The organism is Salinicola sp. CPA57, from assembly GCF_003206035.1.
In the GTDB taxonomy this organism is placed as follows: domain Bacteria; phylum Pseudomonadota; class Gammaproteobacteria; order Pseudomonadales; family Halomonadaceae; genus Salinicola; species Salinicola socius.
In genome coordinates this window covers 91,956-114,229 of the sequence record NZ_PZJR01000011.1, presented here as the reverse complement: position 1 = coordinate 114,229, position 22,274 = coordinate 91,956, and the positions used below count along the sequence as shown (strand labels likewise).

At 63.9% G+C, this 22,274-nt stretch carries 20 protein-coding genes; 10 read left to right on the top strand and 10 right to left on the bottom strand.

The features are described from left to right. The 3 genes from pdxA to lptD form a co-directional block, all read right to left on the bottom strand. Complete coding sequence (gene pdxA / locus DOM36_RS12730) at positions 1–1,008, bottom strand: 4-hydroxythreonine-4-phosphate dehydrogenase PdxA (protein ID WP_110643299.1); 1,008 nt, start codon at positions 1,006–1,008, stop codon at positions 1–3. Then, positions 1,008–1,967, bottom strand: coding sequence for a peptidylprolyl isomerase (locus DOM36_RS12725; RefSeq protein ID WP_075570820.1), 960 nt, complete (start codon positions 1,965–1,967; stop codon positions 1,008–1,010). Before DOM36_RS12725 ends, pdxA begins: the two co-directional genes overlap by 1 nt. An 88-nt stretch (positions 1,968–2,055) precedes the next feature. Next, positions 2,056–4,521, bottom strand: a complete 2,466-nt coding sequence (gene lptD, locus DOM36_RS12720; protein WP_075570819.1) for an LPS assembly protein LptD — start codon at positions 4,519–4,521, stop codon at positions 2,056–2,058. A 412-nt stretch (positions 4,522–4,933) separates the two neighbouring features. Between lptD and DOM36_RS12715 the strand changes: the two genes are divergently transcribed. From DOM36_RS12715 to DOM36_RS12705, 3 genes are all read left to right on the top strand, one after another. Further along, positions 4,934–5,965, top strand: coding sequence for a phosphotransferase (locus DOM36_RS12715; protein ID WP_110643298.1), 1,032 nt, complete (start codon positions 4,934–4,936; stop codon positions 5,963–5,965). Beyond that, on the top strand, positions 5,962–6,627 hold the full coding sequence (gene murU, locus DOM36_RS12710) for an N-acetylmuramate alpha-1-phosphate uridylyltransferase MurU (RefSeq protein WP_110643297.1): 666 nt from the start codon (positions 5,962–5,964) through the stop codon (positions 6,625–6,627). The genes DOM36_RS12715 and murU overlap by 4 nt, the downstream gene beginning before the upstream one ends. A 96-nt stretch (positions 6,628–6,723) precedes the next feature. Further along, positions 6,724–7,143: an OsmC family protein gene (locus DOM36_RS12705; protein WP_075570817.1), complete on the top strand. Its 420-nt coding sequence runs from the start codon at positions 6,724–6,726 to the stop codon at positions 7,141–7,143. A 105-nt stretch (positions 7,144–7,248) separates the two neighbouring features. Here the strand turns inward: DOM36_RS12705 and coq7 are convergent, their stop codons facing one another. From coq7 to purD, 4 genes are all read right to left on the bottom strand, one after another. Further along, positions 7,249–7,890 carry a 2-polyprenyl-3-methyl-6-methoxy-1,4-benzoquinone monooxygenase gene (gene coq7, locus DOM36_RS12700; protein ID WP_110643296.1) on the bottom strand — a complete coding sequence of 214 codons (642 nt, stop codon included), beginning with the start codon at positions 7,888–7,890 and terminating at the stop codon, positions 7,249–7,251. Positions 7,891–7,976: 86 nt separating this feature from the next. Next, the gene (locus DOM36_RS12695; RefSeq protein WP_075570815.1) at positions 7,977–8,321 is read right to left on the bottom strand and encodes a histidine triad nucleotide-binding protein; all 345 of its coding nucleotides are present in this window, start codon (positions 8,319–8,321) and stop codon (positions 7,977–7,979) included. Positions 8,322–8,368: 47 nt separating this feature from the next. Continuing rightward, positions 8,369–9,241, bottom strand: a complete 873-nt coding sequence (locus tag DOM36_RS12690; RefSeq protein WP_075570814.1) for a phosphoribulokinase — start codon at positions 9,239–9,241, stop codon at positions 8,369–8,371. Between the two features lie 173 nt (positions 9,242–9,414). After that, positions 9,415–10,710: a phosphoribosylamine--glycine ligase gene (gene purD, locus DOM36_RS12685; protein ID WP_110643295.1), complete on the bottom strand. Its 1,296-nt coding sequence runs from the start codon at positions 10,708–10,710 to the stop codon at positions 9,415–9,417. A 298-nt stretch (positions 10,711–11,008) separates the two neighbouring features. On the opposite strand from purD, the gene DOM36_RS12680 reads away from it, so the two are divergent. Next, positions 11,009–11,719: a 16S rRNA (uracil(1498)-N(3))-methyltransferase gene (locus DOM36_RS12680; protein ID WP_110643294.1), complete on the top strand. Its 711-nt coding sequence runs from the start codon at positions 11,009–11,011 to the stop codon at positions 11,717–11,719. Positions 11,720–11,756: 37 nt separating this feature from the next. Here DOM36_RS12680 and DOM36_RS12675 read toward each other — a convergent pair whose 3' ends face one another. The 3 genes from DOM36_RS12675 to DOM36_RS12665 form a co-directional block, all read right to left on the bottom strand. Continuing rightward, entirely contained in the window at positions 11,757–12,215 is a 459-nt protein-coding gene (locus DOM36_RS12675; protein WP_110643293.1) for a hypothetical protein, read from the bottom strand. Continuing rightward, entirely contained in the window at positions 12,212–14,473 is a 2,262-nt protein-coding gene (flhF, locus tag DOM36_RS12670; RefSeq protein WP_110643292.1) for a flagellar biosynthesis protein FlhF, read from the bottom strand. The genes DOM36_RS12675 and flhF overlap by 4 nt, the downstream gene beginning before the upstream one ends. Before the next feature lie 228 nt (positions 14,474–14,701). Beyond that, positions 14,702–15,859 carry a lytic murein transglycosylase gene (locus DOM36_RS12665; RefSeq protein ID WP_083941892.1) on the bottom strand — a complete coding sequence of 386 codons (1,158 nt, stop codon included), beginning with the start codon at positions 15,857–15,859 and terminating at the stop codon, positions 14,702–14,704. Between the two features lie 516 nt (positions 15,860–16,375). Here DOM36_RS12665 and DOM36_RS20115 point away from each other — a divergent pair. The 6 genes from DOM36_RS20115 (at position 16,376) to DOM36_RS12640 (ending at position 22,272) form a co-directional block, all read left to right on the top strand. Further along, positions 16,376–16,552, top strand: coding sequence for a hypothetical protein (locus tag DOM36_RS20115; RefSeq protein WP_157958639.1), 177 nt, complete (start codon positions 16,376–16,378; stop codon positions 16,550–16,552). 291 nt (positions 16,553–16,843) lie between these two features. Further along, positions 16,844–19,648: a monovalent cation/H+ antiporter subunit A gene (locus tag DOM36_RS12660; protein ID WP_075570809.1), complete on the top strand. Its 2,805-nt coding sequence runs from the start codon at positions 16,844–16,846 to the stop codon at positions 19,646–19,648. Next, positions 19,648–19,998, top strand: a complete 351-nt coding sequence (locus tag DOM36_RS12655; protein ID WP_075570808.1) for a Na+/H+ antiporter subunit C — start codon at positions 19,648–19,650, stop codon at positions 19,996–19,998. The genes DOM36_RS12660 and DOM36_RS12655 overlap by 1 nt, the downstream gene beginning before the upstream one ends. After that, the gene (locus DOM36_RS12650) at positions 19,995–21,512 is read left to right on the top strand and encodes a monovalent cation/H+ antiporter subunit D (protein ID WP_110643291.1); all 1,518 of its coding nucleotides are present in this window, start codon (positions 19,995–19,997) and stop codon (positions 21,510–21,512) included. The genes DOM36_RS12655 and DOM36_RS12650 overlap by 4 nt, the downstream gene beginning before the upstream one ends. Continuing rightward, positions 21,509–22,006 carry a Na+/H+ antiporter subunit E gene (locus tag DOM36_RS12645; RefSeq protein WP_110643290.1) on the top strand — a complete coding sequence of 166 codons (498 nt, stop codon included), beginning with the start codon at positions 21,509–21,511 and terminating at the stop codon, positions 22,004–22,006. The genes DOM36_RS12650 and DOM36_RS12645 overlap by 4 nt, the downstream gene beginning before the upstream one ends. Next, positions 22,003–22,272 carry a K+/H+ antiporter subunit F gene (locus DOM36_RS12640; protein ID WP_075570805.1) on the top strand — a complete coding sequence of 90 codons (270 nt, stop codon included), beginning with the start codon at positions 22,003–22,005 and terminating at the stop codon, positions 22,270–22,272. Before DOM36_RS12645 ends, DOM36_RS12640 begins: the two co-directional genes overlap by 4 nt. Positions 22,273–22,274: the final 2 nt, after the last annotated feature.

Genomic DNA, 22,274 nt, shown 5'->3' with positions numbered 1-22,274 from the left:
TCAGTGAACGCGGACTGCCATCTGCCGAGCCACCTGCAGCGCGACTCGCAGACTGCCCACCTCGGCAAGACCGCTACCGGCAAGATCGAGCGCGGTGCCGTGATCGACCGAGGTCCGCACCATCCCGAGGCCCAGCGTGATATTGGCGGCCTGCCCGAACCCGGCATACTTGAGTACCGGCAAGCCCTGATCGTGATACATCGCCAGCACCGCATCGGCATGATCGAGATGGCGCGGCGTGAACAGTGTATCCGCAGGCAATGGACCCACCAGGTCGAGACCCTCGTCACGCAATCGGTCCAGCGCGGGCGTGATGATCTCCAGCTCCTCGCGACCCAGGTGTCCGTCTTCTCCCGCGTGGGGGTTGAGACCGCACACCAGTATCCGAGGAGAGGCGATGCCGAAGCGGTGGGTCAGCTCTTGCGCCAGAATACGGGTGACGCGCGTCAAACCGGCGCCGGTAATCGCATTCGACACCTGAGCAAGCGGCAGATGAGTCGTGGCCAACGCCACCCGCAGCGGCCTGCCGGTGCGTTCGGTAGCCAGCATCATCACCACCTCCTCGACACCGCAGGCATCCCGCAGGTACTCGGTATGGCCGGTAAACCCGACAAGTCCGCCGTCGATGATCACGCCCTTGTGCAGCGGCGCCGTCACCATGGCATCGGCGAAGCCCCGCTGGCAGGCATCGACGGCGATATCCAGCGTCTCGAGCACGTAGCCGGCATTGGCGGTATCGAGACGACCGGGAATCGAAGCCGTTGCCAGCGACACCGGCCACACCGGCAGTCGGCCATTGACCGGTGCCGGCAGCATATCGCCAGGGGCGAGAACCTCCAGCTCGACCGACCAGCCCAGCAATCGGGCGCGTTCGGCCAGCAGGTCGGGATCCCCCACGGCGACCACCGTCGCCTTCAACTGCTGCCAGTCCCGCGCCACCGCCAGGGCAAGCTCGGGGCCGATGCCGGCAGGCTCGCCGGTCGTCAACGCCAGTACCGGCACCGCCATCAATTCTCGTCGAGACGGTTGTCGATGTAGGCGCTGGCACGGATCTCCTGTGTCCACGCCTCGAGTTCGTCACTGACCTTGCGCTGGAAGATTGCCTGGCTCGCCTGATCGCGGCTCATCTGCTGACTGTCACCGCCACGGGTATCGAGCAGCTTGACCAGATGGAAACCGCTGGGGCTGCGAATCGGTTCACTGACGTCACCCTTGGCGAGATCGGGAATGACATCGGCGAAGATCGACGGAATCTGCGCCGCCTGGCGCCAACCGAGATCACCGCCCTGCAGTGCCTGGGCGTCGTCCGACTCGGCCACGGCCAGTTGCTGGAAATCGGCACCATCCTGCAGCTGCTGATAGAGTTTCTGCGCTTCGTTTTGTGCCTGGGTCACCTGATCCGGCGTCGGCGACTGCGGTACGGCGATCAGGATCTGGGCCAGATGGTAGGCGGTGTTGCTGTTTTCGCCGCGCTGCGCCAGAAAGCGGTCGACTTCACGGTCCGATACCGAAATCTTGCTGGCAACCTGGCTCTGCTGGACCTGGCGAATCAACAGCTCGCGACGGACCTGCTCGCGGACTTCGGCCAGGTTCTGGCCCTGCTTCTCCAGCGTGTTCGCGAACTCGTCCAGGCTCATGCCGTTGTTCTCGGCAATGCCGCGCATGGTGCTGTTGAGCTGGGTCTCGTCGATGCTCAGCTTGGCATCCTCGGCCATCTGCAACTCGATCTGCTCGACGATCATGCGGTCCAGTACCTGCCGCTCCAGCGCCCGCTCCGGCGGCATCTGGATGTTGTTGGCCTGGAGCTGGTCGCGCGCCTGGGCGACCCGCTGTTCGAGCTGGCTGTGCATGATGGCATCGTCGTTGACCACGGCGACGATACGATCCAGCTGCACCACTTCCGCCATCGCGGTCAACGGCGACAGCAGCATTACCAGCGCCAGGGGGATCCATAATCTAGGACGCATGCCTACCTCTCTTGCTTTGATGGAGAGGCGAGCCCTCAGGGCCCGCCGTACACATTGATTGCCTGACGTACATCGAAAGTCCGATGGCTCAGAACTGGCTCGCTTCATAACCCGGCACCGCGCGAGCGAAGTAGGCATCGGTATTCTGGCCGACACCGCCCAGCCCCTTGAACACGAAGCGAAGGAACAGCCCGCGATCGGTATAGTCATCGCTGATGGTGTTGGCGGTGTCATTGTCCTGGACCCACTCGCGCCATACCACCTGCACCGCACTGCAGCAGCTGTTGAACTGAACGCCGGCCAGCGTTTCCAGGTCGCGGCTGTTGGTGTTGTCGTAGAGATAACGGCCGATCAGATCCAGCGAAGACGTAGCCTTGTAGGCGAACGACACATCGAAGTCCTCACGGTCATAGTTCAGCCGATCATCGTCGTCCGACGACGGATCGAAACCTTCGAGTTGCCAACGGTAGCCAAGGTTCACCACATGCCCGACCGGACTCATGTACTGAAGGTAAGCCGAGGCCTTCTCGGTCTTGGAACGGTCCGGGTCGTAGAACCATTCGTAGCGGGATCGCCACTGATCGTTGATGCGCCAGTCGAGCTGGGTGATGACCGGTGAACGGTCACGGGTGGCCCGATACCAATCCTCGTAGTCGGTTTCCTTGTCCGGCAGCGTATCCGGGTCGCCGTCGATGTCGATATTGCGATCGGAGAAGTAGGCACTCTGACCCACGGAGAGGGACAGTCGCTCGCGTCCGGTATCGTCCTCCAGGAAGCGCGTCGAGGCACCGTAGGAGAGCTTGTTGACGTCGCCCACCCGGTCGGCGCCGGTGAAACGATACGGCGACCACAGCTGACTCCACGAGATGGGGCGCTCATCGGTGTCGAAGTCGGGGAACTCCGACTGATCCCGCTCCGGTACGTAAGCGTAATAAAGACGTGGCTCGAAGGTCTGCTTCCAGTCCTGATCGAACAGCGATACGTCGCGCTGGAAGATCAGACCGGAATCCACCGAATAGACCGGCACGGTGCGAGACAGGCTCTCGTCGCGATCGGTGTCCCGGTTGCCGTAGTCGAGGTCGTAGTTGGTCTGCCACAGCTGAAATCTTGGCTCGAGGAAGCCCCAGCTCGGCTGTCCGCGCCAACCGATGGCAGGTGTCAGATTGACCCGCGAGCCGTTGGCCGCTTCGCGCAGCCGGATCTGGCGCATGTCGCCGGTCTCTTCGTCCTCCCAGAAACCGTCGCTGTCGACGCCGTGCAGGTCGCGCCAGAAGTAGGTCGCGTTGGAGTTCCACTCCTGATAGAGACCGTTGTCCTGATCCCAGCGCGCGTTGGCAGTCAGGCTCGGTAACTTGTAGTAAGGCCGGTCATCCTCGTCCAGCGGATATTCGAGACGCTGATAGCCCTGCGCGCGTGCATCGAGATTCCAGGTCGTGCCCTGGTAGCTCAGCCGAGCCAGACGATCGAGGTATTCGGTGTCCTGTTCGCCGAAGTCGGTACCGAAGTCATCGAAATAGCGACCATCGCTGGCGGCGCCGTAGCGCATGGCGTAGTCCAGTCGATCCGTGAACCGGCCGTAATGACTGTAGTCGATGTACCAGCGATCCTCTCCATCGAAGGCATTGTCGGGATCGTTGGGGTTCTCGCTGTCGCCACCACTGTCGTTTGGCAGGTAGGAACCTTCCAGAGTCCCCTGGTCGCTGCCGAACAGGTAGCGAAACTCGCCGCCGAGCATGAAACCGTGATCGGTGATCGCTCGTGGCGTGATGGTGGCGTCGTAGTTGGGCGCCAGATTGAGATAGTAAGGCTGGCTGTAGTCGAGCCCGTCGCTGGAGATGCCCATCGTCGGCCACAGAAAGCCGCTTTGTCGGCGATCATCGATCGGAAACCGCACCCACGGCCAGTAGAAGACAGGCACGTCGCCCATTTCCAAGCGCGCGTTGGAGGCGGTGCCGAAGCCCTGCTCACGATCGATGGTGACATCGCTGCCTACCAGGCGCCATAACCGGCTATCGGGTGCACAGGTCGTGAAGCTCGCCTCGGTCATCCGGTAGCGGCCGTCGTCGAGCCGCTGCATCGACTGCGCATCGCCGCGCAGTCGTTGATCGTGAACCACATAGTGAGCGTCGTCGATACGCGCCGCATCGCTGTCGAGCGAAACCTGACCGTCTCCGCCACGCACCAGCATCCCCGGATAGCGAACCGTCAATGGTCCGTCGGCGAACGCCGTGTCACGGGCGGCATTGACCCGGACCCGTGGCGATTCCAGCTGGCTCTCGCCACGCCGCAAAACGACGTTGCCGCCCAGAATGGTTTCACCGTCGTTGCCGTATGCGGCGGATCCCGAGTCGGACAGTACTTCTTCGGGCGTCTTGCCCTCGGGCAGAAGGTAGCCCGGTTCGATATAGCGGCCACCACACAGGTCGCCGGCCGGCGCTTGATCGCCCCATGGCGCCCAATCCAGTTGATCCGCCGGTAACGGTGCGGGGGGCGCCGCCTGAGCTGTCGATGAAATCAGGCCAGTCAGGGCAGTCCAGACCAGTCGCTTGCCCATGTCCTCTGTGTCCTTGCCGAGTGAAGTCGGTAGTATACAGACCTCGACGGGAGTTGCCGCGAAGCCATTTCTCATTGATCGCCTGAACGGCTGCCGGGCCATCTTGCCGACGCTGCCGGTGCCTTTCGATCCGGGCAAACCAGCGCTGCTCGATCCGGTGAGGTCGGCGCATTGCGATTCCGCGTTAGCGAAGCCGTCCGATTTGGCGATGCCGAGCAAACGCGGCACACTGGCCCGTCACCGAAACCGTCGCCAGCGCGTCAAGCGACGTCAGTCACGTCCGTCGGACGGTTGGCTCGGCGCGCCCGGGTTGAAGCCCAGCATGCGGTGCCATCCCCGGCTCGTCAACTCGCCGCGAAGCGCCGATACGGCGACCCGTCGCCCCGACCCGCCACCACCACCGGAAGCCTGCATGACCTTGCGCCTCGATGCCCTTCGCCACTGGATCGCTACCCGCCACCATCTGTCGCCAGAGGCCTGCCGATGGGAAGCTGTCGCTGGCGATGCCAGCCTTCGCGGCTACTGCCGCGTCACCTTTCCCGATTTCACCTCCCGCATCGTCATGGATGCGCCGCCGACATTGGAAGATAGCCAACCGTTCGTGGTCATCGGCCGTGAATGGCAGGCGGCAGGCTTACCGGTACCGATGATCCATGCCGTCGATCTCGAGCAGGGTTTCATCGAGCTCGACGATCTCGGCAACGACAGCCTGCACCACCATTTCGGCACCGACGCCGAGGCGCGAAGCGGGACGACACAGGCGCTCGATCTGCTCGACGAGATCGAAAAGCGCGCACCGATCGCATCGCTACCCCGCTATGAACCCGACTTTCTCGACGAGGAGATGGATCGCTTTCCCGACTGGGGGCTGACGCGCTGGCTCGGGATCGAGACGCCGCCGCAGTGGCCTGAGGTCAAGCGTCATCTGCTCGGCCATATCGCGGCGCTCCCCACCGTCGCCGTGCATCGCGATTTCGATGCCATGAACCTGATGATCCACCAGGACCGGCTATGGATCATCGATTTCCAGGGCGCCTTGGCGGGTCCGCTGGGCTACGATCTGATTTCGCTGCTGCGGGGTCGCTATCATCGCTGGTCACGGCAGGAGATGGACCTGTGGATCGAGGGGTTCCGCCAACGCTGCCTCGCGGCAGGAAGACTCTCCCCCGATATCGATGGCGAGACGTTCCGGGCCGGCGTCGAGGCGATCGGCGCTCAGCGCCAGCTCAAGATCCTGGGCCAGTTCTGCCGACTCTGCCTGCGCGACGGCAAGCCGAGCTATCTCGAATGGCTGCCTCACTTCTACGCGCATCTCGACGAAGGATTGGAAGCGCTGCCGGCGCTCGGCGATTTCCATCGCTGGCTACGCGAGAGCTACCGCCCGGCGATGGAGGCGCGCCTGGCCGAACACCGAGCGACCAGCGGTGCCGGAGGGAGATCATGAAAGCGATGATCCTCGCCGCTGGCCTCGGCACCCGCATGCGCCCGCTCACGGACCACTGCCCCAAGCCGCTGCTGCCGGTCGCCGGCAAGCCGCTGATCGTTCATCATCTGGAGCGCCTGGCGGCGGCGGGGATTCGAGACATCGTGGTCAACGTCAGCTACCGGGCGCAGCAGATCATCGATGCGCTCGGCAACGGCGAACGCTTCGGCGTCTCGCTCACCTTCAGCGTCGAGGAGACGCCGCTGGAAACCGCCGGCGGGCTGCGTCAGGCACTCCCCGAACTGGGTGATGCCCCATTCGTGCTGATCAACGGAGACGTGTGGACGGACTTCCCGCTCGCGCAACTCACGCTGACAGCGGACGATCTGGCCTCGCTGGTGATGGCCGACACTACCGACTTTCATCGTCGCGGCGATTTCCACCTCGATGCACGGGGTCGTCTGCATGCCGAAGGCGAACCGCGCTTGATCTACGCCGGCCTGGGCGTCATTCACCCGCGGTTGATCGCCGATCTGCCTGCCGGCGCGATCGCCAAGCTGGCGCCGCTACTGGTGGATGCGATGCAGGCGGGCCGCGTCGGCGGCTGGCATCATCGTGGCGACTGGGTCGACGTCGGCACCCCGGCACGGCTGGCCGAGCTGGAAGCCAGGCTCCGGTCATGACGGCGCGGACGTCACGAGCAAGCGTCGGGAATGTTATCCTGCCCTCATCGATCAACACGTGATTCGGCAACGAATCCCCAGCAAGGAATCCTCGTCATGAAAGCCACAGTCAAATGGACCGACGGCCGCCAGTTCGTCACCGAATCCGGCAGCGGTCACAGCGTCGTGATCGACGGCAATCCGGATAACGGCGGGCGCAACACCGGACCGCGTCCGATGGAAATGGTGCTGATGGGCCTCGGCGGCTGCACCTCGTTCGACGTCATCCAGATTCTCGAGAAAGGCCGCGCCGAGGTGACCGACTGCGTCGCCACGCTGGAGGCCGAACGCTTCGATGGCACGCCCAGCGTCTTCACCAAGATCCACGTCCATTTCGTCGTCACCGGCAAGGCACTGAAGGACGCCGTGGTGAAGCGCGCCGTCGATCTCTCCGCCGAAAAGTACTGCAGCGCGTCGTTGATGCTCGCCAAGGGTGGTGTCGAGATCACCCACTCCTACGAAATCGTCGAGGCGTAAACCGCGGGCCGCAAAAATCCATCCCCACGTCCGGAACGCAAACCGCCAGCGACGGTATCGCTGGCGGTTTACGTTCGAGCCTTCATCCACGTCCCGAGCCGTCGTTCAGATTCGGTAGACGCTCTTGGTCATGACCTTCGACATCAGCCGCATGCCCCACTTCAGCGGTAGCGGGAAGCGCTGACCGCCGGATTCCAGCGCCCAGAGTTCATGCTGCGCCTCGTCGATACGCATCTGTTCCAGCACCGCACGCGAGCGCTTGTCGTCGATCGGCAATTTGCGCAGATGGGCTTCGAGATGCCGCCCGACCTGCTCTTCGGTGGCCGCGACGAAGCCGAGACTGACACGGTCGCCGATCGCGCCGGCCAGCGCCCCCATCCCGAAAGAAGCCGTATAGAACGCAGGGTTGAGATAGCTGGTGCGGCTGTCGAGCTCCTGCAGGCGCTGATCGCACCATGCCAGATGATCGATCTCTTCCGCGGCCGCCTCTTCCATCCGTACTCGGGTCTCGGTCAATTTCGCGGTCAGGCCCTGGCCCTGATAGAGCGCCTGCGCGCACACCTCGCCGGTATGATTGATCCGCATCAAGCCGGCGACATGATGGCGCTGTTCCTCGTCGAGAGGGCTTTCGGGCTGCACGTTGGCCGGAGACGGGCGACTCGGCTGAGCCGCCTTGGGCACCAGCGTGCGCAGCACGGTATCGAACTGATGAATCAGGTTGTCGGCGCGGGAAATCTGGCGTGTCATCGATGTCTCCTGACGATCTGGCGGCGGGTCGAGGGCCGTCACGGTGAAACGAACGGGCTGAGGACGAACGTCGAGCGGTCGCGCTTTCAACCCGGCGGCCACTGCATCTGGCGTCCGCCCAGGAGATGCATGTGGATATGATAGACCGACTGCCCGCCCGCTTCGTTGCAGTTCATCACCACACGGTAGCCGTCTTCGGCAAATCCCAACTCTCTGGCCAGTCTGGCCGCGGTGTACTGCAACCGCCCGACCAGCGCCAGATCGGCCTCCTCGATATCGTTGAGGGTGGCGATCGGCTTCTTGGGGATGATCAGGATATGCGTGGGCGCCTGCGGGTTGACGTCGTTGAACGCCAGCACCTCGTCATCCTCGTAGACGATTTCCGCCGGTATTTCGCGATCGATGATCTTGCTGAAGAGTGTCGGCTCCATGAGCGCTCCTGATGTCGAGAGGGTTTGTCGGTATCGGCAGGCGGACTTCAGCGAAAACGGCGCTGAGCCAGCAGCTGGCGCACCTGTGGCGCGAGAATCAGATCCATCGCCAAAGACAGGCGCGCGCCGGGTACGACCAGCGTGTTCGGCCGACTCATGAAGGCATCATGAATCATGGTGACCAGATAGGGAAAGTCGACGGCCTCTGGATCCCGGAAGCGAATGACCACGAACGACTCGCCATCGTTGGGCACGTCCTGCAGCTCGAACGGGTTGGAGGTGTCCACCGTCGGCACGCGCTGGAAGTTGATATGCGTGCGTGACAGCTGAGGCTGAATGTAGCGCACATAGTCGTGCATGCGGCCCAGGATGGTATCGATGACCGCTTCCTGGGAGTAGCCCCGCAGCTTGGTATCGCGATCGATCTTCTGCAGCCACTCGAGATTGATGGTCGGGGCCACGCCGATCAGCATGTCGACGTGCCTGGCGATATCCACCTCGTGGGTGACCAGCCCACCGTGAAGCCCTTCGTAGAGCATCAGGTCGGTGCCACTGGGAATGGGCTGCCAGTCGGTGAAGGTCCCGACCTGCCAGCCCGCCTCGATCATGCGTTTGTCTTCGGCATGAATGTAATGGCGATAGGTTCCCTTGCCGTTCTCGCCGTACTCCTGGAACAGCGCATCGAGCCGGTCGAGCAGATTGGCGTTGACGGAAAAGTGCGAGAGCTCGGCCTTGCGCTCCGGCTCGACCTGAAGAATCTGCGCCAATTCCGCCCGCGAATAGCGATGGAAGGCGTCGCCATCGATGAACGCGGCGTGCACATCCTCACGCGCGAACATGCGCTCGAAGGTGCGCTTGACCGTGGTGGTGCCGGCCCCCGAGGAGCCCGTCACCGCGATGATCGGAAATTCACGCGACATGCAGAACCTCTTCCTTCAGCGAGCTCGACCGGCTGGCGCGGGAACCCGACACAATGCCGTGGCCACTCGAGCGTTCGAGCCGCTGCCCGGTCGTTGATCGATGCCTCACTCGCTGCATGACGATTTTCCTTGTCGCTAAAGCGCCTGACTTCTCGGTTGGCTGATGCGCTGCCTCAGTCCGGCTGATGCTCTCGGGCGATGGCGCGATAGGCGATATCGCGACGGTACTCGGCCCCGGGCCAGCGCACCAGCTCGAGACCGGCATAAGCCTGTGCCGTCGCGGCGCCGACCGTATCGCCGAGAGCGGTCACACATAGCACGCGCCCCCCGCTGGTGACGACGCGACCATCGTCGCTCATGCCGGTGCCGGCGTGGAACACCTTGCAGCCGGTGGCGTCTGCCGCGTCAAGGCCGGTGATCTCGTCCCCCTTGCGATAGCTGCCGGGATAACCTTCCGCCGCCAGCACCACACCCACCGCGGCACGGGGATCCCATTCGCACCCGACCTGGTCGAGACGGCGCTCCAGGGCGGCCTGGCACAGCGATACCAGATCGCTTCGCAGTCGCATCAGGATCGGCTGGGTTTCCGGGTCACCGAAGCGGCAGTTGTACTCGATCACGTTGGGGGCGCCGTCGGCGTCGATCATCAGGCCCGCGTAGAGAAAACCGGTGTAGGGGTGTCCTTCGGCGGCCATGCCACGAACCGTGGGCAGGATCACCTCGTCCATGATGCGCTGATGGACGTTCCCGGTGACCACCGGCGCCGGCGAGTAGGCGCCCATGCCGCCGGTGTTGGGCCCGGTATCGCCATCCCCGGCTCGCTTGTGATCCTGACTGGTGGCCATCGGCAGTACGTGCTCGCCGTCGACCATGACGATGAAGCTCGCCTCCTCGCCCTCGAGAAACTCCTCGATCACGACTCGAGCGCCGGCATCGCCGAAAGCGTTGTCCTCGAGCATGTCGCGAATCGCCGCTTCGGCCTCGGCATCGGTCATCGCGACGACGACACCCTTGCCCGCCGCCAGGCCGTCGGCCTTGATCACGATCGGCGCCCCCCTCTGCCGGAGATAGGCCAGCGCCGGCGCGACTTCACTGAAGGTCTGATAATCGGCAGACGGAATCGAATGGCGCGCCAGGAAATCCTTGGTGAACGCCTTGGAACCCTCAAGCTGGGCGGCGCCTTCGCTCGGCCCGAAGATCGCCAGGCCTGCGGCCTGAAACGCATCGACGACGCCGGCGACGAGCGGTGCCTCCGGTCCGACGATGGTCAGGTCGACGGCATTGTCGCGGGCAAAGAGGATCAGCCCTTCGCTATCCATGACATCGATGGCAACGTTGGTCAGTCCGGGCTCCCGTGCCGTGCCGGCATTGCCCGGTGCCACGAAAACCGTCTCGACCTGCGACGATTGTGCCGCTTTCCATGCCAGCGCATGTTCGCGCCCGCCCCCGCCAATGATCAGAACCTTCATCGCTAACCTTCTTCTGCCGAGCCTTGACTGGCTGAGTGAGAGAGTATGTGTGAGAGAGTACGTGCAAGAGAGTACGTGTAAGAGAGTATGTGTGAGAGAGTCAATGGGGACATTATGTCAGAAAGGTCTCGCGCTCGCCGCTGTGATCGGGACTGCCATAATCAGGCACGTCCATGTTTAGTGTCACCCATGTTCAGGTCCATCCATGCTCAGCCCCGTCTATGTTCGAGCGCGTCGCTCAGGCAAAATGGCCGCCCTGCTCGATTCCCCTTTTCCGCTGCGTTGAATTGCCGCCCTCATGAATCTGATTCTGCTGCACCCCGATGAGTGGATAGACGACACCCACGCCGTTCTCCGCGATCCGCGCCGCCTGCGTCATCTTGCTGACGTCCATCGCGCTGTCGTCGGCGACTGCCTGACCGTGGGCGTCCTCGGCGGGCGGATGGGGCGTGGCGAACTGCTCTCGCTGAACGATACCGAAGCGCAATTCCGGGTCACCCTCGACCGCGAGCCGCCGGCACCGCTGCCGGTTCATCTGCTGCTGGCACTGCCGCGACCGCGCATGCTGGCAAGAACGTTGGAGCACGTCTCGGCGCTGGGCGTCAAACGCGTGACGTTGATGCACACCCGGCGCGTCGAGAAGAGCTACTGGCAGTCTCCCGAACTGAAGCCGGAAAAGATGCGCCAGCATCTCCTGCTCGGGCTGGAACAGGCGCGCGATACCCGGCTGCCGGAGATCACGCTGGAAACCCGCTTCAAGCCGTTCGTGGAAGATCGATTGCCGGCGCTGCTGGAGGATCAGCGCGGTCTGCTGGCACACCCCGGTCTGGCCCGGGAATGTCCGCGCGCCATCAGCGATCCGACGCTGCTGGCCATCGGCCCGGAGGGCGGTTTCGTCGACTACGAGGTCGACAGATTTCTCGAGCTGGGTTTCGAGGGCATTCATCTGGGGGAGCGCATTCTGCGCGTAGAGACGGCAGTCACGGCACTGCTCGCCCGACTGTTCTGAGCGAGTCGAGCGGTATCCCAGAGCGGACCGGGCAACGTCAGCCCGGCATCGGAACGCAACGCTGCCAGCGAGCCAGATCCGGCGTGAGCTCGACGTTCAAGAAGCGCTTGAGGGTCATGCTCAGGTTGGCGAGCAGGCGCGTTGTCGCTGAATCCAGCGACGGTTGGGTGCTCGTGCCACCATCGTGCAACCACAGCAGCAGCGTTACCGGCGTGCCGGTCGTGGGAGGACTCGAGGCAGCGGGAGGCGCCAGTGCGCGCTTGACGCGCCGATAGAGATCGGCGACATCGATCTGCGCAGTGTCGACCCACAGCATCCAGGCCAGCGCCGGGCCTCGCAACTGGTCGACCCGCAACGCCTGCCAGCAGCCGCCTCGAGAAGTGGGCAGCACCGTCAGCGCCTGCATCAGCGCATCGTCTCCCGGCTCACCGATTACCCCCAGCTGCAAGGCGTCGGGGTCGGCCCAGGCGCGCAGTCCCGCCGCCTGATCCGTCATGCCGCCAGCGCCCGGTCGGACGATGCGAGGCCCGCCAGCGCATCATGCGCACTCAGGGTGTCCATCAGCGCCTCCAGCAGCGCGCGGGGCCGGCGGCCGCAGCGACGTTGGGCAATGCCGGAAAGACGCGCGCGAACATCCATCGCCCAGTTGGCCTCTTCCGCGCTCAAGCGCAGCGCCAGCGCCGACAGCGTCGAGGCCAGTTGCCAGCGCTGCTCCCGATCCTCGACCAGCCCACGTGCCTGCAACAATTGGTCGGCCTGCCGGGTCAGCCCCGGCAGTGCCTCGGCGATCACCGCCTGCGGCAGCCGCGATGCGATATCGAGCCCCGGGTGACTGCTGCTCAGCCAGAAGCGTCGTGCCAGCCGGCGACCCTCATCGGCATCCCGGATCTCGCCATACCACGCCACCACCGGCAAGCCGTGCGAATCCCGCCGGCGCTGACTGATGCTCGTTTCCAGCCGTGTCAGATGCAGACTGGCGGCGCGCCCTTGATGACGCAGCGGGCGGGGTTCGAGGGTCTCACCCAACGCCATGGCTTGAGACAGCGCGAGCCACTCGCCATCGTGACGAATCCGGCGAGTGCCGGTCACCGCCGCCAGCCAGCCTCGACCGGCAGCATCGATGCGCTCGAGATCGGCAACGGTCGGAAGCTGCGTCATCAGATGCCAACCCGCGCCGAGCTTCTCGGCCCAGCGGAACTGCTCGCCACTGCCGGCGGGTAGCCGATGCCGCGGCCAGGTCAGCGGCTGAGGCATGCCCTGATGATCCAGCGACACCAGCGGCATGGCCTGATCGGCACCGCTGACGCTCACGGCCTTCGACCAGTAGAGCGCATGGGGCGTGTCGGCGGCGCTGAGCAAGCTCTGCTGGGTGACGCCGGCCATCAGCCGGGAGAATTCCTCACCGCCGGATGCCGTCGGCAGCCGGGTGCGGTGCCAGGCCTGTTCCAACAGCGTCATCCCCAGATTGTGCTGCTTCAGGGTATCGAGCGTGGCGGCCAGCGCGTCGCTCTGGCGCAGAACGCCGCGCGAAATCGCCTGCTGCCGGGCCTGCTGCGGGGGCAGCGTGCGCGCCGCCGCGTCGCTGACGAACGGCGACTCGCCGGCCAGTGCCAATGCCTCGTTCAGCAGCGACGTGGCATCCACCCGTTCGAGGTCCTCCGGTACGCGCTGGCCCCGGGAGACATAGCAGAGCTTGAGCCGGTGGCGAATGACCACGTCCAGCACGTTGCCCAGCCGCGCCGCTTCGTCGAGCTTGGTCAGAATGCAGCCCCACAGTGGCTCCCCCGCCTCCAGTGACGCCTGCTGCCAGGCATCGATGACCTGCGCCAGGGTATCGCCATGGCTGGCGGCATTGAGCACCAATACTCGACGTGCCGGGGCCGGGCCGCTGCCCAGCCGCGAAATTTCACCCACCAGGTGCTGGTCGCGCTGGCTCATGCCGACGGTATCGATCACCGTCAGTTTCTTGCCCGCACTACGCGACAGCAACGCCCGGCGCGGCTGGGTCAGGCGCGTCAGCAGATCGCCCAGATCGCCGTTCTGCTCGAGCGCGTGGACCTCGGTGCCCAGCAGCCGTGCGTAGATCCGCAACTGCTCGGCCGCGCCGATGCGGTAGCTATCCGTCGTCACCAGGGCAACGTCCTTGGGGCCGTGGCGCATCACATAGCGGGAGGCCAACTTGGCCGTCGTGGTGGTCTTGCCGACGCCAGTGGGCCCGACCAGCGCAAAGACGCCGCCATCGGCGAACAGTGCCTCTTCGTCCTCCAGCAGCGACAGACGCGAACTCAACTGACGCACCAGCCAAGCCGTCACGGCGGGGGATTCCGCCGGCTCGTCGCGCAGTTCGTCCGGCGAATCCTGGATGATCTCGTCGGCGAGCGCGGCACTGAAGCCGGCCTGGATCAGACGCTGGCGCAATATCGTCGCCAGCGAGGGCGTGCTGGCCTGCGAGGAAGCGACGCCCTCGCGCAGCATCGCGCGGACATCGTCCAGCAACTGACGGTTTAGTGCCTGCAAGGTTTCCACCGTGGGATCGGTCACCGTTGCCATCGGCGCTTCCGCCGACGCCACGTCCTCGGCTGGCCCGTCGACGCTGGACAGCGCCTGCTCGTGCTCCTGCTCGGGCATGGCAATGATCTCGACACCGCCCTCGACGGAACGGTTGGAGAGAATCAGCACTTGATCTCCCAGCGCCGATCTCACCTGGCGCATGGCCTCACGGCTGTTACTGGCAACGAAACGTTGGACGCCCATGACTTCCTCGATGTTCGAGGCGGCCCGGCGATTACTGTCGCTGGCCGCCTCTAGAAGATTCGCGGCCACAGTCTGCCAGCCGCGAGGCTTGCGGCATGGCTTGGAATGACCATCAAATCAACGCCAATTCGAGAGCTGGGCGATCACGATGGCAAGCGAGGGGCGGGGCTGGATCCAGGCATGGAGACGACCGACGCAGGCGTTCCCGCGCCGGCCGCATGGGGGAATTCAGCCGTCGGTCAGACGCTGAATCAACGACTGCGTGGGGTAGCCATCAGGGATGACGCCAATGCTGCGCTGATAGGCTCGCAGGCCAGCTCGAGTATTGGGTCCGACCAGACCATCGGGCGTGCCGACGTCGAAACCCTGATCGTTGAGGCCTTGCTGCATGCGCCGAATACGATCCCGCGACAGCGCCGGCTCGGAGCGCGGCCATTCGCCCTGAATACCCGGCCGCCCGGCCAGCCGATCCGACAGCGTTGCCACCGCCAGCGCATAGCTGGTCGACGCGTTGTAGCGCATGATCACGCGGAAGTTATGCCCTACCAGGAAAGCCGGCCCCTTGGCGCCGGCGGGGGCGATGACCGAGGCCTGGTCGAAGCTCGGAAGCGGGCTGCCGTCGAGGCGCGTCACACCTCGAGACTGCCAGGTCTGGGCGGTATGCCGGACCGACAGCTCGGTCTGCGAGTAGTCGAAGTCATCCGGCAGCTTGACTTCGACGCCCCAGGGCTGACCGCGCTGCCAGCCGGAGGCGTCCAGATAGTTGGCAGTGGAGCCCATTACATCGGGAATACTGCCCCAGATGTCGCGCCGACCATCGCCATCCTCGTCGACCGCATAGGCCAGGAAACTGCTGGGAATGAACTGGGTGTGACCCATCGCGCCGGCCCAGGAGCCACGCATGCGATCCCGATCGATATCGCCGTTCTGAAGGATCTTGAGTGCTGCCATCAGCTCGCCACGCGCGAACGACTGGCGGCGACCATCGAAACCCAGTGTCGAGAGCGCATCGATGGTCTCGAAATCACCGAAATTGCTGCCGTAGTTGCTCTCGATCCCCCAGATCGCGACGATCACTTCTCCGGGAACGCCATACTGCTGCGTGACCTGATCGGCGGTGGCGCGATTGGCGGCGAGGCGTTCGCGACCGGTAGAAACCCGCTGCGCCGAGACGGCGCTGTCGAGATAGCTCCAGATCTGGCGAGTGAACTCGGGCTGGGAGCGATCGTACTCGAGAATGCGCGGCTGGTAGCTGGCCCGATCGAACGCCTCGGCCAGGGTTGCCTGATCGATCCCTTCGCTGGCGGCGCGCTGCCGGAACGCGTCGACCCAGGCCTCGAAGCCGGCGGGGTCCTGCCTCACCTCGGGGTTCGGGGCAGTCGCCATCTCATCGGTGCCCTGCCCAGAAGTCGCTTGCACGGTCTTCCGTTCGGACCGCCCCCCGGTCTCGGCCGAGCGCGCCGAGTCGGCAGATGACGGCGTCGAGACATTGGCCGTGCCGGATGCATTCGCGCTCGATGCTGTCTGGGTATCCGCGACGCTTTGACATCCCAAGAGTGCGACAGAAAGACACAGCGATAATGTAATAGGAGCCTTGACCGGCAGTGAACGCTTCACGAGAGCACATCCTTAATGCTGGGGTTGTTCCAAAATGACGCTGGGCGTCAGCAGTGTAGCGCATTCATCCCGCATGGGAATGGCGCTGCCTCGGTTGGCGAACCCTGCTCGCCATCCGGGCAAAAGATCCTGATGCCTGGCGTACCGGGCCTATGGCTAGGCGAATGGCGGCGTGCTAAAGTCGGTCGAACGCAGTCGCTCGACTCCGAAAAATAACTAATATTTTCAAAGACTTCATCGTTTCCTCATTATCGTCGAGCGCTTCCTGAAGAGAGGAGAGACACCATGCAGGGCCACATGCCTAGCCAGCTGTCGCTGACATGCGCGACCTGTTGTACCGGTGCCCAGACTCTGCCGTCCAATGCTGGCACGATCACGAATCAGGGACTGACTCCCGCCTGGATGCTGGCACCTCGCGGCGTACGCCGCCCCTATCTGACCGATCCGCCCCAGCGGCTCTGATCTGGCGCCGCGTTCCCTGAACGTCAACGCGGAACCATCGCTCGCCACCGCTACTTGTCCGTAGACGGCTGCTGATGCCATTTCGCGGAGCAGATCATCACCGCACTGATTGTCGGCCTCGGCCACACGACCCAGGCCTCGTGTGGCTGGCAACATCGCTTACACTGAGGCGAGACACGGTCGCGGATCGATCGCGACGGACGCGAGAACGACGCTCGAATCCTTCGACCTGGCGCCAAGCGTCTGGCCGGTGAGCGAGCCTCCCTGATTCAAGAAAAGAGCGACAATTTCATGTCACTGCCGCTGATCGTTCTGCTGCCGCTACTGGGCAGCCTGATACCGTTGCTGTGCAGCAACCGGCAACGCAATCTCAATGCCTTGACCACCGCGTTGCTGCCGGCAATCGCGCTAGGCATCGTCATCGCCCACGCACCAGGGGTGATCTCCGGCGAGGTGTATCACTTCAGCATGAGCTGGGTCCCACAGCTGGGGCTCGATCTCGCGTTCCGGATCGACGGACTCTCGCTGCTGTTCCTGCTGCTGATCCTGGGTATCGGGCTGCTGATCATTCTCTACGCCCGCTACTATCTGTCGCCGGACGACAGCATGCCGCGCTTCTACGCCTACCTGATGCTGTTCATGACCTCCATGATCGGCATCGTCATGGCCGACAACCTGCTGCTGTTGTGGGTGTTCTGGGAGCTCACCAGCCTGTCGTCGTTCCTGCTGATCGGCTACTGGTATCAGCAGAGCGAGGCCCGACGCGGCGCACGCATGGCATTGGCCGTCACCGGCATGGGCGGGCTGGCCATGCTGGCCGGTTTTCTGTTGATCGGGCATATCGTCGGCACCTACGACATGCAGACCGTGCTCGACAGTCGCGATCTGATCCAGGCCGATCCGCGCTACCTGCCGGCGCTGCTGCTGGTGCTGCTGGGGGCCTTCACCAAGTCGGCGCAGTTCCCGTTCCACTTCTGGCTACCACATGCGATGGCGGCACCGACGCCGGTATCGGCGTTCCTGCACTCCGCCACCATGGTGAAGGCCGGGGTCTTCCTGCTCGCCCGCATGCATCCGGCCCTGGCCGGTTCGCAGCTGTGGCTCTACATCGTCACCCTGACCGGGCTGGTGACGATGATCTATGCCGCCTACTTCGCACTGCTCAAGTACGACCTCAAGGGCGTGCTGGCATTTTCCACTATCAGCCATCTGGGCATGATCACCATGCTGTTCGGACTGGACAGCAAGCTGGCGGTAGTGGCGGGGCTCTTTCATATCGTCAATCACGCCATGTTCAAGGCGACACTGTTCATGTCGTCCGGCATCGTCGATCACGAAACCGGAACCCGGGATATCCGAAAGCTGAGCGGCCTGCGACGCAGCATGCCGATGACGGCGGCGCTGGCCGCCCTCGCCGCCGCCTCGATGGCCGGCGTCCCGCTTCTCAATGGCTTCATCTCGAAGGAAATGATGCTGACCGAGACGCTAGGCACCGGCATCCTGGGCGGTCTCGCCTGGCTGATTCCGGTCCTGGCAACGCTTGGCAGCGTGCTGTCGGTGGCCTACTCGCTGCGTTACGTGCGCAACGTCTTTTTCGGTCCGGAGGCGCAGGAGCTGCCCAAGACGCCACACGAAGCCCCCTTGATGATGCGCCTGCCGATGATTCTGCTGGTCGTGCCATGCATCCTCGTCGGCCTGATGCCGGCATTGATACTGACCGGCCTGCTCGACGCGGCCGCGCAGGCCACGATCCTGTCGCCCAGGCCGGAGCTGCATCTGTCCCTCTGGCACGGCTTCAATCTGCCGCTGCTGATGAGTGCCATTGCCTTGGCCGGCGGTGTCGGTCTCTATGTCTTGCGTCGCAATCTGTTCAGCTTCCAGCGCCAGTTCCCGCAGCGCAACGCGCTGATGATCTTCGAGCACAATACCCGCCGCGTGCTGCACTGGGCTCAGGAAGCGATCGACCGCCTGGAGAACGGCTCGCTGCAGCGCTACATGCTGTGGCTGATCATCGCCGTGCTGTTCCTGACCGGCAGCGGCCTGCTGGATCTCGAGCAGTTGCAGGGCCCTCTGCCACTTCAGCCGCTCGACGGGCTGCTCATCGCGGGTGCCGCCATTACCATCCTGGCCGGCCTGGGAACGGCAGTCCTGCATCGCCGACGCCTGGTCTCGCTGATGATGCTGTCGGTGGTGGGGTTGATGGTCTCGCTGGCTTTCGCGCGTTTCTCGGCCCCCGATCTTGCGCTGACCCAACTGGCGGTCGAGGTCGTGACGGTCATTCTGCTGATGCTGGCGTTGTTCTTCCTGCCGCAGCGCACGCCCAAGGAGTCCAGCGGCGGCCGGGTGGTGAGAGACGTGCTGCTCGCGGCCGCTTTCGGCGGTATCGTCGCGAGCCTCAACTACGCCCTGCTGACGCGGCCGCTGAACAGCATTTCCGGATTCTTCCTCGAGAACAGCGTCAGCGGCGGCGGCGGCCACAACGTGGTCAATGTCATCCTGGTCGACTTCCGTGGCTTCGATACGCTGGGCGAGATCACCGTGCTCTGCATTGCCGCCATCGGCATCTACAAGCTGCTCAATCGTCTGAGGCTGTTCATGCCCTCGAGCGACAGCGAAGGGCGTCCCTGGTCGAAGGATCTTCATCCGATGCTGCTGGGAACGGTGTCGCAGAGCCTGCTGCCACTGGCGCTGCTGGTCTCGGTCTTCATCTTCCTGCGCGGTCATAACGAACCCGGCGGTGGCTTCATCGCCGGTCTGGTGACGGCGGTTGCCCTGATCCTGCTGTATATCGCCCGCGGGGTGGATTGGACGCAGCAACGGATGTCATACCAGTATCAGCCGATCGCGGTGACAGGCGTCGCCATCGCTGCGATGACCGGACTTGGCAGCTGGGTCTTCGGTCACAACTTCCTGACCTCCGCCTTTGGCCACTTCTCCCTCCCCTGGATCGGCGAGATCGAGCTCGCCACCGCGATGCTGTTCGATCTCGGGGTCTATCTGACCGTCGTCGGCGCCACGCTGATGATCCTGGCCAACCTGGGCAAGCTGACGACACGCCATCGCCCCAGCAAAGAGAATGAAAAGGAGACCGTCTGATGGAAGCGCTCTTTGCCACCGTGACCGGCTTTCTGGCGGCCAGCGGCCTCTATCTGGCGCTACGCGGGCGCACCTTCCCCGTGGTCGTGGGACTGACGCTGCTCTCCTATGCGGTCAACCTGTTCCTTTTCTCCACCGGCGGCCTGACCACCAACGGGGCCGCAGTGATGCAGGACGGCGTCACCCACTACGCCGATCCGCTGCCCCAGGCGCTGGTGCTGACGGCTATCGTGATCGGCTTCGCGATGACCGCGTTCTCGGTGATCCTGGCAATGCGCGTGCGTGGTGATCAGGGCAGCGACCAGGTCAACGACCAGCGTGCCGAAGAGTCGAAGGAGGAGAAGTCCTGATGCACCACCTGATCATTCTCCCGATTCTTCTGCCACTGCTGAGCGGATTGCTGATGCTGGTCAGGCGTGATTCGATCGTGTTGCCCAGACGGGCGATCGCGCTGATCAGTACGGCCGCGTTGCTGATCGTCAGCGCCATGCTGGTAGTCCAGAGCGACAGCGATGGGATCACCTACTATGCGCTGGGCGACTGGCAACCGCCTTTCGGTATCATTCTGGTACTCGACCGACTCTCCGCGCTGATGGTCTGCCTGACCAGTTTTCTGGCCCTGGGCGCCGTCACCTATGCCTGCGCCGGCGATGATCGCAAAGGCAGCAATTTCCACGGCCTGTTCCAGCTTCAGTTGATGGGAATCAACGGCGCCTTTCTGACCGGCGACATTTTCAACCTGTTCGTGTTCTTCGAAGTGCTGCTGATCGCCTCCTACTCGCTGCTGATGCACGGCGGCGGCAAGGATCGTACCCAGGCGGGCTTCCACTACGTGGCGCTGAACCTGGCCGGGTCAGCGATGTTCTTGATCGCCCTCGGCGTGCTCTACGGCACCACCGGCACGCTCAACATGGCCGACATGTCGCAGAAAGTGGCCGCGCTCGATCCCGACCGGCTCGGTCTGGTCAAGGCCGGCGCGTTTCTGCTGCTGGTGGTGTTCGGGCTCAAGGCCGCGATCCTGCCGCTCTACTTCTGGCTGCCACGCGCCTACAGTAGCGCGCCGGCACCGGTGGCGGCGCTATTCGCGATCATGACCAAGGTGGGCATCTACGCCATTCTCCGGATCTACACGCTGATCTTCGGAAACGGCGCCGGCGAACTCGCCAACTTCGTTCAGCCGTGGCTCTGGTGGTTCGCGCTGGCCACGCTGGCACTCGGCGGTCTGGGCGTCCTTTCGGCGCGCGATCTGCGTAACCAGGTGGCCTACCTGATCCTGATCTCGGTGGGGACGCTGCTGGTCGGCGTCAGCATGAATCGTGAAGCCCCCATCGCCGCCCTGCTCTACTACATGATCCACACCACGCTGGTCAGCGGTGGTCTGTTCCTGCTGGCCGACGCGATCGGAGAACAGCGCGGCAAGGCCGGCGCGCGCATCGTGCCCGGTCGCGGCGTCACCCAGCCGGCGCTGCTGGGACTGTTCTACTTCATCGGCGCGGTCACGGTCATCGGTCTGCCGCCACTGTCGGGCGCCATCGGCAAGGCACTGCTGCTCGACTCGGCACGCCCCGACGAGCAGCCCTGGCTGTGGTCGCTGCTGCTGCTCTCGAGCTTCGCCGGCCTCATCGCGATGGCGCGCAGCGGTTCGACCGTGTTCTGGAAGGCGGGACGCGGCGATAGCGACGGCCCCAGACTGAAACCGGCGATGCTGGCCGGACTGATCCTGTTGATCGGAGCATCACCGGTGCTGTCGATCCTGGCCGGCCCGATCACTCGATTCACCGATGCCAGTGCCACGCAGTTGCTCGATCAAAGCGCCTACGTCGAGGCGATCCTGTCCCGCAATGTTGCCGGAGGTGACTCATGATTCCTCCCACTCGCTGGCTGCCGATGCCAGTGCTTTCACTGCTGTTGCTGGTGGTCTGGCTGATGCTGCAGCAAAGCATTGCGTTGGGGCAATGGATTCTCGGCGGCTTGCTGGCGATCCTGATTCCGATGATCTGTCGCCCTTTCTGGGAGCGCCAGCCGACCATCAAGCGGCCGTTGAAGCTGGTTGGCTACGTCTTCCGCGTGCTGGGCGATATCGTGACCGCCAACCTTCAGGTCTCGAAGCTGATCCTCGACCCCCGCGGCCGGATGCGTCCGGCCTTCGTCGAGTACCCGCTGACGCTGAAGGGGAACTTTCCGATCACCATCCTGGCCAGCACCATTACCATGACGCCTGGTACGGTTTCGGCGCATCTACGTCTGGATGGCAGGACGCTGCTGATTCACGCCCTGGACGTGGGCGACATCAACGCCCTGATCGATGACATTCACCAGCGCTACGAGCGCCCTCTGCTGGAGATCTTCGAATCATGATCGATATGGCTCTGTGGATCGCGCTGGCGCTGTTCTGCGCTGCCATCTTGCTCAACTTCTATCGTGCCGTGGTCGGGCCCAGTCTGCCGGATCGCATTCTGGCGGTGGACACCATGTACATGAACTCGATCGCGCTGATCGTGCTGTTCGGGATCTGGGTCAACAACAAGGACTACTTCGAGGCGGCGCTACTGATCGCGATGCTGGGCTTCGTCAGCACCATCGCCATCTGCAAGTATCTGCTTCGCGGCGACATCATCGAATAGGA

What these genes read in the sequence shown, in the direction of transcription:
- lptD (WP_075570819.1), bottom strand. Translation starts at nt 4,521, where the DNA reads ATGGGCAAGCGACTGGTCTGGACTGCCCTGACTGGCCTGATTTCATCG.
- DOM36_RS12655 (WP_075570808.1), top strand. Translation starts at nt 19,648, where the DNA reads ATGGAAGCGCTCTTTGCCACCGTGACCGGCTTTCTGGCGGCCAGCGGC.
- DOM36_RS12705 (WP_075570817.1), top strand. Translation starts at nt 6,724, where the DNA reads ATGAAAGCCACAGTCAAATGGACCGACGGCCGCCAGTTCGTCACCGAA.
- DOM36_RS12725 (WP_075570820.1), bottom strand. Translation starts at nt 1,967, where the DNA reads ATGCGTCCTAGATTATGGATCCCCCTGGCGCTGGTAATGCTGCTGTCG.
- flhF (WP_110643292.1), bottom strand. Translation starts at nt 14,473, where the DNA reads ATGGGCGTCCAACGTTTCGTTGCCAGTAACAGCCGTGAGGCCATGCGC.
- DOM36_RS12695 (WP_075570815.1), bottom strand. Translation starts at nt 8,321, where the DNA reads ATGGAGCCGACACTCTTCAGCAAGATCATCGATCGCGAAATACCGGCG.
- DOM36_RS12675 (WP_110643293.1), bottom strand. Translation starts at nt 12,215, where the DNA reads ATGACGGATCAGGCGGCGGGACTGCGCGCCTGGGCCGACCCCGACGCC.
- DOM36_RS12715 (WP_110643298.1), top strand. Translation starts at nt 4,934, where the DNA reads ATGACCTTGCGCCTCGATGCCCTTCGCCACTGGATCGCTACCCGCCAC.
- murU (WP_110643297.1), top strand. Translation starts at nt 5,962, where the DNA reads ATGAAAGCGATGATCCTCGCCGCTGGCCTCGGCACCCGCATGCGCCCG.
- coq7 (WP_110643296.1), bottom strand. Translation starts at nt 7,890, where the DNA reads ATGACACGCCAGATTTCCCGCGCCGACAACCTGATTCATCAGTTCGAT.
- DOM36_RS20115 (WP_157958639.1), top strand. Translation starts at nt 16,376, where the DNA reads ATGCAGGGCCACATGCCTAGCCAGCTGTCGCTGACATGCGCGACCTGT.
- purD (WP_110643295.1), bottom strand. Translation starts at nt 10,710, where the DNA reads ATGAAGGTTCTGATCATTGGCGGGGGCGGGCGCGAACATGCGCTGGCA.
- DOM36_RS12665 (WP_083941892.1), bottom strand. Translation starts at nt 15,859, where the DNA reads ATGGCGACTGCCCCGAACCCCGAGGTGAGGCAGGACCCCGCCGGCTTC.
- pdxA (WP_110643299.1), bottom strand. Translation starts at nt 1,008, where the DNA reads ATGGCGGTGCCGGTACTGGCGTTGACGACCGGCGAGCCTGCCGGCATC.
- DOM36_RS12680 (WP_110643294.1), top strand. Translation starts at nt 11,009, where the DNA reads ATGAATCTGATTCTGCTGCACCCCGATGAGTGGATAGACGACACCCAC.
- DOM36_RS12690 (WP_075570814.1), bottom strand. Translation starts at nt 9,241, where the DNA reads ATGTCGCGTGAATTTCCGATCATCGCGGTGACGGGCTCCTCGGGGGCC.
- DOM36_RS12640 (WP_075570805.1), top strand. Translation starts at nt 22,003, where the DNA reads ATGATCGATATGGCTCTGTGGATCGCGCTGGCGCTGTTCTGCGCTGCC.
- DOM36_RS12660 (WP_075570809.1), top strand. Translation starts at nt 16,844, where the DNA reads ATGTCACTGCCGCTGATCGTTCTGCTGCCGCTACTGGGCAGCCTGATA.
- DOM36_RS12645 (WP_110643290.1), top strand. Translation starts at nt 21,509, where the DNA reads ATGATTCCTCCCACTCGCTGGCTGCCGATGCCAGTGCTTTCACTGCTG.